The 15,004-nt window shown below is 67.8% G+C and carries 15 protein-coding genes; 8 read left to right on the forward strand and 7 right to left on the reverse strand.

The features are described 5' to 3' along the window. Window positions 1-166: 166 nt before the first annotated feature. A complete protein-coding gene (locus ACWDTS_RS18960; RefSeq protein ID WP_450118801.1) occupies window positions 167-1,831 on the forward strand; it encodes a class I adenylate-forming enzyme family protein in 1,665 nt (554 codons plus the stop codon). Between the two features lie 37 nt (window positions 1,832-1,868). Here the strand turns inward: ACWDTS_RS18960 and ACWDTS_RS18965 are convergent, their stop codons facing one another. Further along, window positions 1,869-2,684 (reverse strand): IclR family transcriptional regulator, encoded by an 816-nt coding sequence (locus ACWDTS_RS18965; RefSeq protein WP_450109895.1) that lies wholly within the window; start codon window positions 2,682-2,684, stop codon window positions 1,869-1,871. Between the two features lie 129 nt (window positions 2,685-2,813). After that, the gene (locus ACWDTS_RS18970; RefSeq protein ID WP_450109896.1) at window positions 2,814-3,689 is read right to left on the reverse strand and encodes an amidohydrolase family protein; all 876 of its coding nucleotides are present in this window, start codon (window positions 3,687-3,689) and stop codon (window positions 2,814-2,816) included. Window positions 3,690-3,882: 193 nt separating this feature from the next. On the opposite strand from ACWDTS_RS18970, the gene ACWDTS_RS18975 reads away from it, so the two are divergent. From ACWDTS_RS18975 to ACWDTS_RS18990, 4 genes are all read left to right on the forward strand, one after another. Further along, a complete protein-coding gene (locus tag ACWDTS_RS18975; RefSeq protein ID WP_450109897.1) occupies window positions 3,883-4,878 on the forward strand; it encodes a siderophore ABC transporter substrate-binding protein in 996 nt (331 codons plus the stop codon). Between the two features lie 79 nt (window positions 4,879-4,957). Further along, window positions 4,958-5,938 (forward strand): ABC transporter permease, encoded by a 981-nt coding sequence (locus ACWDTS_RS18980; protein WP_450109898.1) that lies wholly within the window; start codon window positions 4,958-4,960, stop codon window positions 5,936-5,938. Continuing rightward, a complete protein-coding gene (locus tag ACWDTS_RS18985) occupies window positions 5,931-6,989 on the forward strand; it encodes an iron chelate uptake ABC transporter family permease subunit (protein ID WP_450109899.1) in 1,059 nt (352 codons plus the stop codon). The genes ACWDTS_RS18980 and ACWDTS_RS18985 overlap by 8 nt, the downstream gene beginning before the upstream one ends. Continuing rightward, a complete protein-coding gene (locus tag ACWDTS_RS18990) occupies window positions 6,986-7,744 on the forward strand; it encodes an iron ABC transporter ATP-binding protein (RefSeq protein WP_450109900.1) in 759 nt (252 codons plus the stop codon). The genes ACWDTS_RS18985 and ACWDTS_RS18990 overlap by 4 nt, the downstream gene beginning before the upstream one ends. Window positions 7,745-7,770: 26 nt before the next feature. Here the strand turns inward: ACWDTS_RS18990 and ACWDTS_RS18995 are convergent, their stop codons facing one another. Further along, window positions 7,771-8,295, reverse strand: a complete 525-nt coding sequence (locus ACWDTS_RS18995) for a ribonuclease H family protein (RefSeq protein WP_450109901.1) — start codon at window positions 8,293-8,295, stop codon at window positions 7,771-7,773. Between the two features lie 72 nt (window positions 8,296-8,367). On the opposite strand from ACWDTS_RS18995, the gene ACWDTS_RS19000 reads away from it, so the two are divergent. Genes ACWDTS_RS19000 through ACWDTS_RS19010 form a run of 3 tightly spaced genes read left to right on the forward strand, consistent with a single transcriptional unit; the run spans window position 8,368 to window position 10,404 of the window. Next, window positions 8,368-9,303 (forward strand): DNA-3-methyladenine glycosylase family protein, encoded by a 936-nt coding sequence (locus ACWDTS_RS19000; protein ID WP_450109902.1) that lies wholly within the window; start codon window positions 8,368-8,370, stop codon window positions 9,301-9,303. A gap of 39 nt (window positions 9,304-9,342) precedes the next feature. Beyond that, window positions 9,343-9,837, forward strand: coding sequence for a MarR family winged helix-turn-helix transcriptional regulator (locus ACWDTS_RS19005; RefSeq protein ID WP_450109903.1), 495 nt, complete (start codon window positions 9,343-9,345; stop codon window positions 9,835-9,837). Between the two features lie 57 nt (window positions 9,838-9,894). After that, window positions 9,895-10,404: an acyl-CoA thioesterase gene (locus ACWDTS_RS19010; RefSeq protein ID WP_197252812.1), complete on the forward strand. Its 510-nt coding sequence runs from the start codon at window positions 9,895-9,897 to the stop codon at window positions 10,402-10,404. 54 nt (window positions 10,405-10,458) lie between these two features. Here the strand turns inward: ACWDTS_RS19010 and ACWDTS_RS19015 are convergent, their stop codons facing one another. The 4 genes from ACWDTS_RS19015 to ACWDTS_RS19030 form a co-directional block, all read right to left on the reverse strand. Continuing rightward, complete coding sequence (locus ACWDTS_RS19015; RefSeq protein ID WP_197252813.1) at window positions 10,459-11,610, reverse strand: acyl-CoA dehydrogenase family protein; 1,152 nt, start codon at window positions 11,608-11,610, stop codon at window positions 10,459-10,461. A 64-nt stretch (window positions 11,611-11,674) separates the two neighbouring features. Then, window positions 11,675-13,192, reverse strand: a complete 1,518-nt coding sequence (locus ACWDTS_RS19020) for an acyl-CoA synthetase (RefSeq protein ID WP_450118802.1) — start codon at window positions 13,190-13,192, stop codon at window positions 11,675-11,677. A gap of 67 nt (window positions 13,193-13,259) precedes the next feature. After that, on the reverse strand, window positions 13,260-14,045 hold the full coding sequence (locus tag ACWDTS_RS19025) for an enoyl-CoA hydratase (RefSeq protein WP_450118803.1): 786 nt from the start codon (window positions 14,043-14,045) through the stop codon (window positions 13,260-13,262). 52 nt (window positions 14,046-14,097) lie between these two features. Further along, window positions 14,098-14,988, reverse strand: a complete 891-nt coding sequence (locus ACWDTS_RS19030) for a nuclear transport factor 2 family protein (RefSeq protein WP_450118804.1) — start codon at window positions 14,986-14,988, stop codon at window positions 14,098-14,100. Window positions 14,989-15,004: the final 16 nt, after the last annotated feature.

Here is a 15,004-nt window from a genome sequence, read left to right on the forward strand (position 1 = left end):
GATCCATCGCGAGGCCCGCTCCCGATTCCCGGGGGCGGGCCTCGTTGTCTGTTCACGCACCGTCGCGTGCACTCCCGTTCAGTGGTACAGGCCACTTTTCACGTCGATTCTGATGAGATGTTGTCAGCCGAGAACGGGGCCGGGTACTCGTCGGAAGGGCACGTCCATGTCAGCACCAGCAGATCTACAGCAGATGGTTCAGCAGGTCGTCGCGGCACTCACCGGGCCGGGGGGTCGCTTCGAGATCGCCCCGGAGGAGGTGCGCGGCAACCGAATTCCCGTGGTGCGCAACCGCGACCGCCGGGTCGGCGACCTGGTTGCCGCGTCGAAGACCTGGGGCGACCGCGACTACCTCGTCACCGCGGACCGCCGCCTGTCCTTCGCCGAGCACGCCGATGCGGTCGCCGCCGTGGCCACCGCACTGCGCGAGGACCACGGTGTCGGCAAGGGCGACCGGGTCGGGATCCTCGCCGCGAACTCGCCCGAGTGGGTCGTCACGTTCTGGGCGGCACAGTGCCTGGGTGCGATCGCGGTCGGTCTCAACTCGTGGTGGACACCGAAGGAGATCGAGTACGGCGTCGGTCTGGTGCGACCGAAGGTGATCGTCGCCGACGCCAAACGCGCTGCACTGCTTGCCGATTCGGGACTGTCCGGATTCGCGTTGCTCACCGTCGAGGACGACCTGCCGCGCATCGTCGCCGCCGGCGCCGGCGCGGAACTGCCCACGGCCGACGTGGACGAGGACGACCCGGCGGTCATCCTGTTCACCAGCGGCACGAGCGGACGCCCCAAGGGCGCCGTGCACTCGCAGCGGAACCTGCTGGCCGTCGTCGACTACCACCGGTTCTCCGATGCGCTGGTCGCGCACATGTACGGGCGCACCTACGACGACGCCGTGCCGAGCGACAACCGCTACCTGCTCACGTCCCCGCTGTTCCACATCGCGAGCCTGCACAATCTCGCGGTCCCGCGACTGGCGACGGGCAGCGCCGTGATCATGACCGAGGGCGGTTTCGACGTCGACAAGGTCTTCGGCCTGATCGAACGCGAACGGGTCACCAACTGGGGTGCGGTTCCGACGATGGCCGCGCGCATGCTCGAACACCCGGACACCGACCGTTACGACCTGTCGTCGCTGACCGCGTTCGCGCTGGCGTCGGCGCCGTCGTCGCCGGAATTCAAGCAGCGACTCCGCGCGAAGTTCCCGTTCGCGCAGCAGGCACTGGTGGACAGCTACGGCCTGACCGAGTGCAGCACCGCCATCGCGGTCGCCACCGCACCCGAACTCGAGGCGTTCCCAGGCACATTGGGCCGCCCGATCATGACCGTCGCGCTCGAGATCCGCGATCCCTTCGGGGAGGTGGTGCCCGACGGTGTCGAGGGCGAGATCTGTGTCCGCAGTCCGTTCGTGATGCTGGGGTACTGGGAGGACGAGACGGCGACCGCCGCCGCCCTCACGTCCGACGGATGGTTGCGCACCGGCGACTACGGCGTCGTCGAGGACGGCCGGTTGCGGTTGGCCGGCCGCCGTTCGGATCTGATCCTGCGCGGCGGAGAGAACGTGTACCCCACCGAGGTCGAACAGTGCCTCGAAGAACATCCCGCAGTGCACGAATGCGCGGTCATCGGTGTCGATCACGAGGATCTGGGCCAGGAGGTCGCCGCGGTCGTGGTGCTGCGGGCCGGTCACGATGCGAGCGAGGACGACCTGCGCAAGTTCTGCCGCGAGCGCCTCTCCTACTACAAGGTTCCCTCGCAGTGGCGGATCACTCGTGATCTGTTGCCTCGCAATGCAACCGGAAAGGTCCTGCGGCGCAACGTGACCGTCTGACCGCCCCTCCCCTCGTGCGCGTTTTCGGTAGCCCTCGCTACCGGAATCGCGCACGGCGGGCGGGGTCGCCGGACATCGGATACAGCGCGTGGGTGATCTCCCGGGCAGCCGCGGCCACGAGCGGACCGAGCCGGTCGGGGTCGACGGCCTGCTCCGCGCCGCACAGCGAGATACCCGCGACCGGACCGTCCGTACCGAGTACCGCGGCACCGACACACGCGACACCCGGCACCGATTCACCGCTCTCGAACGCCAGTCCGCCCCGCTCCCGGATTCGCTCGAGTTCGCGGCGCAGAACGTCCGGATCGGCGATCGTGCGGTCCGTGCACATTCGGATCCCGCCCTCGAACAAGCCGGCCAGGGATTCGTCGGGCAGCCACGCGAGCATCGCTTTCCCGCCGGCGTTGGCGTGGGCCGGCCGGCGACCGCCGACGCGGGTGGGAAGGGCCGCGGCGAGCCGGCCGCCGACCTTGTCGAGGTAGACGCTGTCGGCTCCGTCGAGGACCGTCAGATGCGCGACGGTGCCTGTCTGCAGCGCCATACGGTGCAACACCGGTGCCGCCGCGGCGCGGAGCCGGTCGTGCCCCGGTACGACGTCGGTACCTCTGCTGCGACGCCCGAGCCGGTAGCCGAGAGGGGCCCGGTCGATCCACTCGAGCCGGACGAGCTGGTCGAGAATGCGGTGCACCGTCGATCGCGGCAGGCCGGTACGCAGCTCCAGGTCTTCGAGGGACAGCTGGGCTGTCCGGCTGTCGAACGCGTCGAGGATCCACGTCATGCGCGCGATCATCGATTGGGGTTCGTCTCGCCTCGGCCCTGTCGACGCCCCCACGGGCCGATCCACGACGGTCACGCCCCCACCTCCGCCTTCTGTGTTCCCCACCACACTGAAATTGATTCCTGCACGGTAGCGGGTACAGCGAGGAAAGGGAATAGCGTCCGGTCGAGCCTCCTGCTCTCCCCGTACCGGACAGGACCGGCGTCAGGCGATGTCGAACAGGGCGGCCGCGTTGTCGTGACACACCGCGCGCATCCACGCGGAATCCGGGGCCACCCGTTCGAGCGATTCGAGCTGGTGCACGTATCCGTACGGGATGTTGGGAAAGTCGCTGCCCAGCAGAATCTTCGAACGCAGCTCGCCGAGTCGCGGCAGCTCACCCACCGGGAAGGGGGCGTCCTCCTCGGCGAAGTCGGTGAACGCCATGGTCGTATCCAGAAACACCCGCGGATACCGCTCCGCGAGGTCGAGGAAATCGACGTACTCGGGCATCCCCATGTGCGCGATGATCAGGGTCAGATCCGGGAATCGTTGCAGCAGGGACACAATCGGTTTCGGTCCGGTGTGGGTTCCCGGTGCCGGGCCGGATCCGCAGTGAATGACCGTCGGCACACCCGAGTCGGCGAGCATCCCCCACACCGGGTCGAGCAGCGGGTCGTTCGGGTCGTAGTCACCGACCTGGATGTGCGACTTGAAGACCCGGACGCCGTCGGCGAGCGCGGCGGCCACGTAGTCCTCGACACCCGGCTCCGGATAGAACGTCGCCGTGTGCAGGCAGTCGGGGGTACGGGCGGCGAACTGCGCGGACCACGCGTTGAGCCACGCCGCCATCTCGGGGCGATGCGGATACAGCATCGAGGTGAACCGGGAGACGCCGAACGACCGAAGCGTCGCCACCCGCTCGTCCTCGTCGTGCCGGTAGGTGATGGGCCAGGGACGCCCCACGAGCGGCCCGGCCGCGTCGAAGTACTTCCACACCTTGTCCATCACGTTCGCAGGCATGAAGTGGGTGTGCACGTCGATGAGTGCGGCCAGTCCGTGTTCGCGCCGGAATCGGCCGATCCGTTCCGCTTCGTCCATCCCCCGACCGTACCGACCGGCCCGGGGAACCGGACCCGCGCACGCCCCGCCGGGGAGACGGAGACCACAGGAACATTCAAGATTTGACTTTTACTCGTAGTGTCCCGAACGAATGGGTAGGTAAGCCTAGGGTAAACTCCCGTCCGCTGCGGCGCCGTGCCGCTCACCCGAAGCAGAACTCGAGGATCACCGTATGAAAGCCACCCGCATGTATCGGCGCGCCGCTGTCGGCGCGTTGGCTGTAGTCGCTCTGGCCGGCTGCTCGACCTCCACCACGGACTCGTCCGAGGACACCGCCTCGGCGACGACGATCACGGTCGAGGACAACTTCGGTGAGCAGACCGTGACCGTGCCGCCGAAGTCGGTCGTGGCCACCGACAACAGCACGTTCGAGACCCTCGACACCTGGGGTGTGAAGCTCTCGGCGGGTGCCGTGAGCCTGATGCCCAACACCATCGGCTTCACGCAGGACGACAGCATCGTCAACCTGGGCAGCCACCGCGAGCCGAATCTCGAGGCCATCGTCGCCGTCGAGCCCGACCTGATCATCAACGGCGGTCGTTTCGCTCAGTTCCGCGAGGACTTCCAGCGGCTGGCGCCGGACGCCGCGATCGTCGAGGTCGCGCCGCGCGACGACCAGCCCTTCGACGCCGAACTAAAGCGCGGCACCACCGTGCTCGGCGAGATCTTCGGCAAGGAGTCCGAGGCGCAGGCCCTCAACGACGCACTCGACGCCTCGATCGCACGGGTGAAGGCCGCCTACTCCCCCGACACGAAGGTCATGGGCCTGATCACCTCGGGTGGCGAGATCGGCTACGTCGCCCCGAGCACCGGCCGCACCATCGGCCCCATGTTCGACATCTTCGGCCTCACCCCGGCTCTCGAGGTTCCGGAAGGCACCGACAACCACCAAGGCGACGACATCTCGGTCGAGGCCATCGCGGCTTCCAACCCGGATCTGATCATCGTGATGGACCGCGATGCCGGCACCGCCACCGGCGCCTCGGCCGAGGGCTACCGTCCCGCCGCGAACATCATCGAGACCACCGAAGCCCTGAAGTCGGTCACCGCGGTCAAGGACGGCAAGGTGATCTACCTGCCCACCGACACCTACACCAACGAGAGCATCCAGACCTACACGGAGTTCTTCAACGCTCTCGCGGACCTGCTCGAGCAGCAGAAGTCCTGATTCTCGTCTCGTCCTGTCACCCCGCGGGCCCGCCCGCGGGGCACAGGCATAAGTGCACTACGGAAGACGACGGCACCACATGAGCGTTACGACAGCTCCCACCCGCAGCAAAGGGCGCCTGTTCGACTGGAAACTCCTCCTGGGCATCCTCGGCGTCGGTGTCCTGCTGACCCTGTCGCTGTTCACGGGGGTCTACGACATCTTCGGCGGCGAACAGGGCTGGGAGATGTTCGAGATCACTCGCATCCCCCGAACCATCGCGCTGGTTCTCGCCGGTGCCGCGATGGCGATGTCCGGACTGGTGATGCAGTTGCTCACCCAGAACCGATTCGTGGAACCGACCACCGCCGGCACCACGGAATGGGCCGGTCTCGGCCTCATCCTGATGCTGATCCTCGTGCCCGACGCGGGTCTCATGCCCCGGATGATCGGCGCCATCGCCGCCGCGTTCGTCGGAACCATGATCTTCTTCCTGTTCCTGCGCCGGGTCGCGTTGTCGTCCTCGCTGATCGTGCCGATCGTCGGGATCATGCTCGGCGCCGTCGTCGGCTCCGTCACCACCTACCTGGCCCTGGCCACCGACACGCTCCAGAGCCTCAGCGTGTGGTTCGCCGGCAGCTTCACCTCGATCCTGCGCGGGCAGTACGAGGTGCTGTGGATCGTGGCGCTCGTCGCGATCGCGATCTTCGTCGTCGCCGACCGCTTCACCGTCGCCGGCCTCGGTGAGGACGTGGCGACCAACGTCGGGTTGAACTACAACCGCCTCATCCTCCTGGGTACGGGCCTCATCGCGATCGCCACCGGCGTCGTGACGGTCGTCGTGGGGAACCTGCCGTTCATCGGGCTCATCGTGCCCAACATCGTCTCGATGTTCCGCGGAGACGACCTGCGCAGCAATCTGCCGTGGGTGTGCCTGCTGGGCATCGCCATCGTGACGGTGTGCGATCTCATCGGCCGGACGATCATCGCGCCGTTCGAGATTCCGGTGTCCCTCATCCTCGGTGTGGTCGGCGCCGTCGTGTTCATCGCCCTTCTGCTGCGGAGCCGCCGCCATGCTTGAAACCTCGACCCCGCACGCCGACATCACCGCGGCGCCCGCGCCCGCGGGGGGCTCCACGTCCGACGCCTTTCCCGATGCCAAGTCGCGGCGCCGCTACTGGATCCTCCTCGCCGCACTGGCCGTCCTCTCGTGCCTGTTCGCCGCCGGAACGCTGGTGTGGGACAACCCCATGCCGTTCGGCAGCGCCGGCTTCTGGCGGATCACCGAGATGCGAGCGACCAGCCTGATCGTCATCGCGATCGTCGTCGTGTGCCAGGCCACCGCCACCGTCGCGTTCCAGACCGCGACGAACAACCGGATCATCACGCCGTCGATCATGGGGTTCGAGTCGCTGTACGTGGCGATCTCCACCGCCGCCGTGTACTTCCTCGGCGCCACCGGTGTGGTTGCGCTCCAGGGCACCCCGCAGTTCATCCTGCAGATCGCGCTGATGGTCGTCTTCTCGCTGATGCTCTACGGATGGCTGCTCTCGGGCAAGTACGGCAACCTGCAGGTCATGCTGCTCGTCGGCATCGTCCTCGGTGGCGGGCTCGGCTCCGTCTCGACCTTCATGCAGCGACTGCTCACCCCGAGCGAGTTCGACGTCCTCACCGCCCGGCTCTTCGGGTCGGTGTCCAACGCGGACGCCGACTACCTGCCGATCGCGATTCCCCTGTGCGTCGCGGCCGCGGTCGCGTTGTGGTGGCGTGCACGCAGACTCAACCTCGTCGCGATGGGCCGGGACGTCACCACCAACCTCGGGCTCGATCATCGCCGCGAGATCATGATCGTGCTGTTCCTCGTGTCCGTCCTCATGGCGGTCTCGACCGCGCTCATCGGCCCCATGACCTTCCTGGGCTTCCTCGTCGCCACGCTGGCGTACCAGTTCGCGAACACCTACGACCACCGCTACGTGTTCCCCGTGGCTGTGCTCACGGGATTCACGGTTCTCACCGGGGCCTACTTCGTCCTGAAGAACATCTTCTACACCGAGGGCGCCGTGTCCATCATCATCGAGGCCGTCGGCGGATCGGTGTTCCTCTTCGTCATCCTCCGAAAGGGCAGACTGTGATCGAACTCAAGAGTGTCCGTAAGGATTACAACAGTGAGGTGTCGATCGGCCCGGTCGATCTGCAGATTCCGGCCGGGGGCATCACCGCGCTGGTCGGCCCCAACGGAGCAGGCAAGTCGACACTGCTGACGATCATCGGCCGACTGCTCGGCGCCGATTCCGGATCCATCGAGATCGCCGGATACGACATCGCGCGGACCCCCTCGAAGGACCTGGCCAAGATCGTCTCCATCCTGCGTCAGGAGAACCACTTCGTCACCCGGCTGACGGTGCGCCAGCTCGTCGGGTTCGGCCGGTTCCCGCACTCGAAGGGGCGGATCACGCAGCGGGATCAGGAGATCATCACCCGTTCTATCGAGTTCTTCGACCTCGGCCCGCTGGAGAACCGGTACCTGGACCAGTTGTCCGGCGGGCAGCGCCAGCGCGCCTACGTCGCCATGGTGCTGTGCCAGGACACCGATTACGTCCTGCTCGACGAGCCTCTCAACAACCTGGACATGCGCCATTCGGTGCTCATGATGCAGCACCTGCGCAGGGCGGCCGACGAACTCGGGCGCACGGTGGTCATCGTGCTGCACGACATCAACTTCGCGGCGCACTACGCGGACCGGATCTGCGCGGTGAAGAACGGCCGCGTCGTCGAGTTCGGCACCTCCGAGGAGATCATGGTCGACGACACGCTCTCACGCGTGTTCGACACCCCCGTCACCTGTGTCGACGGGCCCAACGGCCCGCTGGCGGTCTACTACCGCTAGAGCGGGCCGGTTGGTACAGCCCCGGATCAGAACAGCGTCAGCTCCGTGTCGTCCGTACCGCGCGCAACCACGGGCTTGACGACGTGCCGCACCGACCGGGGCACCTCGATCGGACCCGGACGGGCGGCGGCCTCGCGCGCGGCGGCACCGGCGAGCGTGTCGGCCACCTCGTTGAAGTGGTTGCCGACGTGCCCGCGCACCCAGCGGAAGCGAACCGGACCCGAGCGCTCCGCGATCTCCTGGTCGATGGCGCGCACGAGTTCGACGTTCTTCACCGGCGCGCCGGTGGAGGTCTTCCAGCCCTTGCGCTTCCACCCCGGAAGCCATTCCGAGGCGCACTTGATCGCGTACTGCGAATCGGATTCGATGATCATCGGTTCGGAACCGGGATGGGCACGCAGCGCCTCGAGCAACGCGCGCAGTTCGGCGATCTGGTTCGTACCCGACCGCTCACCCCCCGATGCGCTGGGGCCCTCGTGGTTGACCCACGCCCACCCGATGGCGCCACCGGGATTCCGCAGGCAGGACCCGTCGGTGCTCACGATGATCATGTTGCAGACCATAGCCTTTCCGTCCGACACCGTGGAAACCGATGCGGTCGCCGTGCGAGGTACGGTGAACCGGTGACCGCGTACGTCGGTGAAGCCACCCCTTTCGACACCCGGGTCGAGCTGCCGTGGCCCGTCGACGTCGCTCAAACCCTACGCCCGTTGCAGCGCGGACCGTATGACCCCTGTCACCGGCACGTCGCCGATGACGTCTGGCGCACGTCCCGGATGGAGTCCGGGCCCGTCACCTATCGCATCCGTCAGGACGGCCCCACCGGCGCCCGGTGCCTCGCGTGGGGCCCCGGCGCCGAGGAACTCCTCTCCGCCCTGCCCGCGCTGCTCGGGGCCGGTGACGACGCATCCGGGTTCGCCCCCGAGCATCCGCTGCTGGCCGACGCGCACCGGCGCCTGCCGGGGCTGCGCATCACCCGCACCGGCCGGGTGTTCGAAGCGCTCGTGCCGGCGATCCTCGAGCAGCGCGTGCACGGCGTCGCGGCGTTCGCGTCGTGGCGTCGTCTCGTGCTGCGGTTCGGCGACCCGGCGCCCGGCCCGGCACCGCGCGGCATGGCGGTGCCGCCGTCCGCAGACACGTGGCGGCGGGTCCCGTCGTGGGAGTTCCACAAGGCGAACGTCGACCCCGGCCGCGCCCGCACCGTCGTGCGATGCGCGCAACTCGGCGACAGCCTCGAACGCCTCACCGCCGAATCCCCGCAGCAGGCGCAACGCAAGCTGCGGTCGGTGCCCGGCGTCGGCATCTGGACGGCGGCGGAGGTCGCCCAGCGCGCGTTCGGCGACGCCGACGCACTCTCGGTCGGCGACTACCATCTCGCGTCCGTCGTCGGATGGTCGTTGCTCGGGCGGCCGCTGGACGACGCGGGCATGGTGGAACTCCTGGAACCGCTACGGCCACACCGCTATCGGGTGATCCGGCTGATCACCGAGACCGGTGGTTACCGCCGGGTGCCCCGGCGTGGGCCCCGCACCGCGATCACCGACCACCGCCACCACTGACATTTCGTTGGTTGCACCAACGATAGGTAGGATGGACCCGTGTCCGACCCCGACAACTACCCCGTGCCGACCCGGCTCGATCACCTCCCGAGCTTCCTGCTGATGCAGTCCGCACGGCACGTGCACCGCATGGTGTTCGACCGACTCGACGCCGCCGACGCCCGCGGCCACCACTACCGCATCCTGGCCGCGCTCGGCGAGGGCGGCCCGTCCAGCCAGATCGAACTCGGCCGCCGGTGCGGACTCGACCGCAGCGACGTCGCCGCCGCCGTGGACGCCCTGTCCGACCGCCGCTTCGTCGAGCGCGCCCCCGATCCGAAGGACCGCAGGCGCAACATCATCAGCCTCACCCGGAGGGGACGCCACCGCCTGTCGGAGCTCGACGACGTCCTCACCGCCGTGCAGGACGAGGCCTTCGCGCCGCTCGACGCCGACGAACGCGCACAGCTGACCGCGATGCTCACGAAGATCATCGGCCATCACACCCGGGACCGTGCCCGGCACAACGGACACGTGGTCCCGCGCGAGTCGTAGGCTGGAAAGGGCCGTGCGACGGAGATCCCGCCGCACGCAACCCCCGAAAGGACGATCGTGCAGCCGAAACCGTGCCGCGAATCCCGAGTTGTCAAGACCAGCAGGGTCTTTCCCAACGACGTCAACGACCACAACACGTTGTTCGGCGGGAAACTGATGAGCGACATCGACATGACAGCGTCGATCTCCGCGACCCGGCACAGTCGTGCATCGGTGGTCACGGCGTCGACGGACTCTGTGGCGTTCCTCGCACCCGTCCGCCCGTCGGATTCGGTGTGCCTCGAATCGTTCGTCACCCGGACCGGCCGCAGTTCGATGGAAGTGTTCGTGAAGGTCACCGCCGAGGATCTGCGCAGCGGTGATCGCCGCATCGCCGCGACCGCGTTCCTCACGTTCGTCGCGATCGACGACGCGGGCCGGCCCACCGAGGTGCCCCCGGTGCTGCCCGAGTCCGAGGAGGAACGCCGGCTCAACAAGAGCGGCGACGAACGCGCCGAGCACCGGCGCATCCACCGCCGCCAGAGTCAGGAAATGGCCGAATATCTGTCCACCAGTCGTCCCTGGTGACTTCGCGCTCCGGGTGACGGGAACCGATACGATCGGTTCCCGTCACTCCGGCGTCTACAGCGACCGCGAGATGAGCATCTTCATCACTTCGTTGGCGCCGGCGTAGATCCGCTGCACCCGCGCGTCCTCGTACATCCGCGCGATCAGGTACTCGCGCATGTAGCCGTAGCCGCCGTGCAACTGGACGCAGCGGTCGATGACCTCGCACTGCTTGTCGGTCAGCCAGTACTTGACCATCGCGGCGTCCGCGGGATCGAGTTGCCCCTTCAGGTGCTGTTCGATGCAGTGGTCCAGGAAGACCTGGCACGTGCGGGCGATGGTCTGACACTCGGCGAGTTCGAAGGCGGTGTTCTGGAAGTCGAACAGCGTGTGCCCGAACGCCTGCCGCTGCTTGGTGTAGCGCACCGTCTCGTCGACCGCCCGCTGCATCGCACCGGCCGCCTGCGCGCCGATGATCAGCCGTTCCTGCACCAGCTGCGCCATCAACTGCGCGAAGCCCTGGCCTTCGCTGTCCCCCAGCAGATTCGACACGGGAACCCGCACGTCGGTGAACGACAGCTCGGAGGTGTCGGCGCCGTGCTGGCCGACCTTGTCGAGCACTCGGCCGACGGCGAAGCCCGGGCAATCGCGCAGGTCGACGATGAGCAGCGAGATGCCTTTGGCGCCGGCCTTCGGGTCGGTCTTGACCGCCAGCACGATCATGTCGGCGGAGGCGCCGTTGGTGATGAACGTCTTCGAGCCGTTGACGACGTACTCGTCGCCGTCGCGGATCGCCGTGGTCTTGATCGCCTTCAGATCCGATCCGGCGCCGGGCTCGGTCATGCCGAGCGCACCGAGGATCTCGCCGGTGGCCATGCCCGGCAACCAGGTTCGCTTCTGCTCCTCGGTGCCGTACTCGAGGAGGTAGTGCGCGACGATACCGCTGTGGATGGAGATACCGAACGCGAGATCACCCGCGTAGCCCTGCGCCTCGAGGACCGCGAGGTCGTGCGCGAATGTGCCTCCGCCGCCGCCGTATTCCTCCGGAATCGAGCACAGCAGCAGCCCGAGCTTGCCGGCCTCGAGCCACACCTGCCGGTCGATGCGGTGCTGCGCGTCCCACTTCTCGGCGTGCGCCATCACCTCGCGTTCGAAGAAGTCACCGGCCAGTTCCGACAGTGCCCGGACTTCGTCGTCGTGCCAGGACGGCACGTGCTTGATCCCCATTGGTTCCCTTTGCTTTTCGACGGCCGCTACCGGCCGTGCATTCCCACCGACGGTAGTTCGCGGCTCACACCGCACGCAGTTCGCGCTTGAGCAGCTTGCCGCTCTGGTTGCGCGGGAGCGTGTCGACGAAGCGCACGATCTTGGGCACCTTGAACGGAGCGAGCCGTTCCTTGACGTGCACGATGAGATCGGACTCGGCGACCTCGTGGCCGTCCTTGAGCACGACGACGGCGGTGACCGCCTCGATCCACTTCTCGTCGGGCGTGCCGATCACTGCCACCTCCGCGACCGCCGGGTGCGTGTACAGCGCGTCCTCGACCTCGCGGGACGCGACGAGGATGCCACCGGTGTTGATGACGTCCTTGATGCGGTCGACGACGGTGATGTAGCCCTCCGCGTCGCGGGTGACGAGGTCGCCCGAGTGGAACCAGCCGTCGCGGAACGCTTCCGCGGTGGCCTCCGGGTTGTCCCAGTAACCCAGGCACAGCTGCGGCGACCGGTACAGGATCTCGCCGGGCTCGCCGTCGGGCACGTCGTTGCCGTCGGCGTCGACGACGCGGGTCTCGACGAACAGCACGGCCCGGCCGCAGGAGGACGGACGATCGGCGTGCTCGTCGGGGCCGAGCACGCATGCGAGCGGGCCGATCTCGGACTGTCCGAAGCAGTTGTAGAACCCGAGATCCGGGTAGCGCTCGCGCAGCCGGTTCAGCACGGTCACCGGCATGATCGACGCCCCGTACTGGGCCTTGCGCAGCGACGACAGGTCCCGGGTCTCGAGATCGGGATGGTTCGCGAGCGGCACCCACACGGTCGGAGCGAGGAACAGCGATCCGATGCGCTCGGATTCGATCAGCCGCAGGATCTCCGGGATGTCCGGGGACGGCAGCAGGGTGATCGTGGCACCGACCGCGAGGTACGGCATGAGGAACACGTGCATGGCCGCCGAGTGGTACAGCGGCATGCAGATCAGCGGGTTGTCGTCGGCGGCGAGGTCGAGCGCGACGATCGACGACGTGTACTCGTGGACGAGCGCACCGTGGGTCATCATGGCGCCCTTGGGCTTCGACGTGGTGCCCGACGTGTAGAGCAGCTGAACCAGGTCGCCGCCGGACGCGCCGCCGTCCACCTCCGGGACCTCGCCCGCCGAGGCGACGGCGAGCAGCGAGTCGTCGGCGTCGCGCAGCGGCACCACGTGCTCGGCCGGCACGACCGGGAGGACGTCGTCGAGGTTGGTGCGCAGCGGCGGGTCGAAGAGCACGGCCTTCGCCCCGGACTGGCCGAGCAGGTAGCTCAGTTCCTCGCCGCGCAGCGCGTAGTTGATCGGCACGTGCACGAGCCCGGCGCGCGCGGCACCGAGGTAGCCGAGTACGTAGGCATCGGAGTTGGTGCCGTATCCGGCGACGCGGTCGCCCTGCTCGAGCCCGAGGGATCGCAGGTGAGCCGCAGTGCGGGAGACCGCGGCGTCGAGTTCCCGGTAGGTGAACGTGCGGTCCGCGAAGCGCAGCGCGACGCGGTCGGGGAAGCGGGCAGCCGAGCGGTGCAGCACACCGTCGACGGTGTTCGAGCGAGGATCGAGACTCATGGAAGTCAGGCTATAGGACGTCCAACCTTTGGTCGAGACCCAAGATCACCGCTCTTTCGACCCCGGTTCAGCGTCCCTGCCAGACCGGCGAACGCTTCTCGACGAACGCCGACATGCCCTCCTGCGCATCGCAGATCACCGCATTCGCCGCCATCGTCTCGGCCATCGCCTCGTACGCCTCGTCCTGCGGCAGATCGATCTGCCGGTAGAACGCTTCCTTGCCGATCCGCACCGTCGCCGAGGACGCCGAGACGATCTTCGCCGCCAGTTCCGTCGTCCGGATCTCCAGCTCCTCGGGCGGCACGACGAAGTTCACCAGCCCCCAGTCGGCGGCCGTCTCGGCGTCGATCGTGTCGCCGGTCAGCAGCATCTGCAGCGCACGCTTGCGGCCGACGGCGCGGCTCACCGCGACCATCGGCGTCGAACAGAACAGGCCGATCCGCACACCCGGAGTTCCGAACACCGCGTCGGTCGCCGCGACCGCGAGATCGCACGACGCGACGAGCTGGCATCCCGCCGCGACGGCCGGGCCCTGCACCGATGCGATGACCGGCTGCGGAATCGACTGCACGGTGCGCATCATCTCGTTGCACACGTCGAAGATTGCGCGTTCCTCCTCGAGCGTGCGCCCGATCATCTCCCGCAGGTCGTGCCCGGCCGAGAACACCGGACCGTCCGCCCGGATCACGATCACCCGGCTGTCCGCGGACAGCGCACGCATTCCCCGGATCACCTCGCGCATCGTGTCCACCGACAGCGGGTTGCGCTGCTGCGGACGGTTGAGGGTGAGGACGCCGATTCCGCTGGCGTCGTCGACGGCGATGAGAACGGGAGCAACACTGGTCTCGGTCATGGCCCCAGACTGCCGCACGAATACGTCCGGCACCACCGCAACGGCCGGCCCGTCAGCGCGGTTGCAGGACCCGGATGTCCCCCGCCGCATGACGTACGTCGAACAGCAACTCCGTGACCCGCCAGCCGTCCGAGGTCCGGTGCAGCGTGTGCCGGTAGACGCCGAAGCATTCATACGGCTCGAGCGAGGCTCGCTCGCCGGCACCGAAGTGGCAGACGCGGGCCTTGCACGACGACCTGGCGACGTCCCCGTCGATCTCGACGACGAGATTGCCGAACAGGTGCTGTGACGGGCCGCAACCGTCGAGATTCGACCGGATCATCCGGACGATCTCGGCCCGCCCCGTCACCGGTGTGCTGCCCTCGCTGCCGTAGCGTGCCACCGCGTCCTCGGTGAAGAAGTCGTCCAGGCTCGCCCAGTCGCGGTCGTCGAGGGCATCCGAGTAGCGGTTGATCACCGCGGTGACATCCGCGCGGTCGGTAGGGAGACTGCGTGTGGTGCCACGCAGATGTTCACCCGTGTTCCCCGGCAGGTCGAACAACGAGTAGTCACGGAACGCGAAGCGCCACCGACCGTCCACTCGCTCGAACTCGTCGAGGTAGCGGCCGGCTGCGACGACCTGTAAGGGCAGATCCTCGGTCGCCTGCAGCACGGTGTAGTACGAGCGGCACGTGGCGCGCCCGGCCGCGGCATCGACGTCGAGCAGCGGATTCGCAACGACATGCTTCGTTCGCGGGGTGCCGCACCGATGGATCTTCACCATCGAGCGCCACATGTCGGCCAGACCCGCTCCCCCGACGGTCTCGTGCTCGCCCCCGAACCGCACGCGGGCGTGCGAGAACAGCGACGCCGCATCCTCGAACCTGCCCGCATCCATGTGCTCGGCGTAGCGGTAGAGCAGATTGGTGATCGCCGTGGTATCGGTGCTCGACTGGTGAGTCATCGCCCGAGGCTCACAC

Source organism: Rhodococcus sp. NPDC003383 (genome assembly GCF_053589115.1).